The sequence below is a fragment of the Streptomyces sp. S6 genome (assembly GCF_054880855.1).
Genome location: NZ_JBTYMC010000514.1, coordinates 1 through 2,805, shown reverse-complemented (window position 1 = coordinate 2,805; position 2,805 = coordinate 1). Strand labels below are relative to the sequence as shown.

General features: G+C 70.3%; 1 protein-coding gene and 1 pseudogene. One reads left to right on the top strand and one right to left on the bottom strand.

Annotated elements, in window-relative coordinates; genetic code table 11:
• Positions 1-1,275: pseudogene (locus ACVNF4_RS34540) on the bottom strand (hypothetical protein); the annotation flags it as partial.
• 395 nt (positions 1,276-1,670) lie between these two features.
• Here ACVNF4_RS34540 and ACVNF4_RS34535 point away from each other — a divergent pair.
• Complete coding sequence (locus ACVNF4_RS34535; RefSeq protein WP_461806812.1) at positions 1,671-2,738, top strand: mechanosensitive ion channel family protein; 1,068 nt, start codon at positions 1,671-1,673, stop codon at positions 2,736-2,738.
• Positions 2,739-2,805: the final 67 nt, after the last annotated feature.

Here is a 2,805-nt window from a genome sequence, read left to right as displayed (position 1 = left end):
CCGGGTGGCCTGGTGGCTCTGTGGCCCGGGAACACCCCGTACCCTCCGCACGTTGGTTCTCGGGGTCGCCCTCGGAGTGCCTCTTGCGAAGGCGGGGGACAATGAAGGGTGACCCCGGCCGCGCGGCGTCTTCGCGGTGTCGGCGATGGCGTACGCGCTGGTCTGGGCGGCGGCCGACTTGTCGGCGGCGGTCTTGGCGGCGGCGTTGGCGGCGTTGGCCAGGGTGACCTGGGCGGCTGCCCTGTCGCGGGCCTTGGTGAGGTCGGCGGCGGCCTGGGTGAACAGCGCCTTCGCCGGGCGTCCCACGGCGTTCGCGGGCTGTCCGGCCCAGAACTTCTGCCAGGTGAGGATCTGCTCGGCGAGCCATGCCTGGCCGATCGACTCGATCAGCGCGTCGGTCGCCTTGCGCGCCTGGTCGGCGGCGGTCACCTCGGCGGCCATGATGTCGGCGCGCGGTTTGGCCTGGGCGGCGTACTCCCGCTCCCACTCGGCGTAGGCGCTCGCCGTCACCGAGCCGAGGACACGGCGCGGGTCGACGGGGTTCCAGCTGTCGCAGCCGGCCCAGGAGACCTTGAGCGACTCCACCTCCGTCCGGTACTCCGCAGAACCTTCGACGGGAGCCTGGGCCGGGAAGCCGCCGTGGCGCAGATAGCGGGCGACGTCGCTGGACGTGGTGGGGTTGAGGGGCGCCTGGACGTTGCCGGGGAACAGCAGGAAGTCGGCGAGCTGGTCGTCGCCCGCGGGGCTCTTGCCCTTCAGGGACGCGGCGAGTTTGCGGGCGCTGTCCAGCGCGGTCGCGCTCGCGGCGCTGCGGCCGTCCTGGCCGAACGTGTCGTACAGCGCCTCCTGCGTGTCGAGCGTGAAGGCCCGGACACTCGCGTCGAACTCCGGAGCGTGCAGCGACATACCGGTGCTGCCGACGGCACTGGTGGCATACGGCCGGTTGGCGGTCTCCCAGCCTGCCTTGCGCGTGGCCGAACCCTGGACGTAGGCGACGGCGCTGGCCCGGTCGGCGCGCAAGGCGTCGTCGAGGGGGCTCGGGTAGAGGTTGTCCTTGCGGAACAGGGCGGTGGCGAGGTCGGCGTCGGTGCCGGCGAGGGCCCTGGACGCGGCGGCCTTCACGGCGGCGCCGCCGATGTGCAGGGCGTGCCCAACCTCGCAGCGGTCGGCGCGGGCGCTCTGCCCGAAGGTGATGCGGGCGCCGTTGCCGTTGTCGGGCAGCGGGTCGGCGGCGCGGGCGGGCACGGCGTACGCCAGGCCGGTGAGTACTGACACGGCGGCCACCAGCGCGGTATGACGGTGTCGTCTTAATCGCGGGTGTCTGATCACTTCGCTCCCTCGTCGTGACGTGCGGACCTGGGGAGGAGGCGGACGCGTGGGACACCGGAAAGGTGACGACAGACATGACAGCACCACGCGGCGCGTGCGAAATCTCTTTGGACGGGCAGGCCTAAGCGCTGGTCAGGCGCGTGCAACTGCCCTCATCCCCCCGTTGGACACGAGGATCCTGGCACATCGAAAGGGCGTGCGAAAGGCCTTTCCCGGATACGGCAGGATGGAAGATCACGCTCCGCCTCACGGCGTGTCAGCACTTCCCCGAATCGAGCAGGTGACCAGGTGACGACATTTCATATCCGGCCTCTGACAGGCGAGTTGGCGGGAGGCGACCGATGCTGACGCGTGAACTCACCGTGCACGACGCGGTGTTCGCCGGGATCGCGCTGGCGGCCGGGTTCCTGGTGGCGTTCCTGTCCCGGACGCTGCTGCGGTGGCTCGCGAAGCACGCCAAGCGGACCCGCTGGGACGGGGACGACGTGCTGGTCGCGGCGCTGCGAGGGGTGCTGCCGTGGGCGGCGATCGCCGGGGGCGTCGCGTCGGCGGCGGCCGTGCTGCCGTTGACGAGGGTGTGGCACCGCAGCGCCAGCCAGGCGTTCACCGTCGTCCTGATCTTCGTGGTGACCGTGTCGGTGGCGCGGGTCGTCGCGGGGCTGATGCAGACGGTGACGCAGTCCCGGCCGGGGGTCGCCGGGTCCGCGACGATCTTCGTGAACATCACGCGTGTGCTGATCCTCGCGATCGGCTTCCTCGTGATGCTCCAGTCCCTCGGCATCTCCATAGCGCCGATGCTCACAGCCCTCGGTGTCGGCGGTCTCGCCGTTGCGCTGGCCCTCCAGGACACCCTCGCGAACCTCTTCGCCGGCATCCACATCCTCGCCTCGAAAACCGTCCAGCCCGGTGACTACATCAAGCTGAGCAGCGGCGAGGAGGGGTACGTCGAGGACATCAACTGGCGCCAGACGACCGTCCGCGCCCTCTCCAACAACCTGATCGTCATCCCCAACGGGCAGCTCGCCAAGGCCAACATGACCAACTTCATGCGGCCGGAACAGCAGTTGACGATCCTCGTCCAGGTGGGGGTCGCCTACGACAGCGACCTCGACCAGGTCGAGAAGGTCACCATGGACGTCGTCGCCGAGGTGATGACGGAGATCACCGGCGCGATACCGGACCACGAACCCGCCGTCCGCTTCCACACCTTCGGCGACAGCCGCATCGGCTTCACCGTCATCCTCGGTGTCGGCGAGTTCAGCGACCAGTACCGGATCAAGTCCGAGTTCATCAAGCGGCTGCACAAGCGGTACCGGGCGGAGGGGATCAGGATTCCGGCGCCGGCGCGGAACGTGTCGTTGCAGCAGGGGGCGGTGGTGATACCTCAGCAGCGGGAGACGGCTTCGTAGGGGGCCGGGTGTGGGGCAGCGCCGGGGGAGGCGCAGGCGGGGCCCCGCGTCGCGCCCTCCCGGCCGC

Coding starts and splice junctions, on each gene's coding strand:
- ACVNF4_RS34535 (WP_461806812.1), top strand. CDS start 1,671: ATGCTGACGCGTGAACTCACCGTGCACGACGCGGTGTTCGCCGGGATC.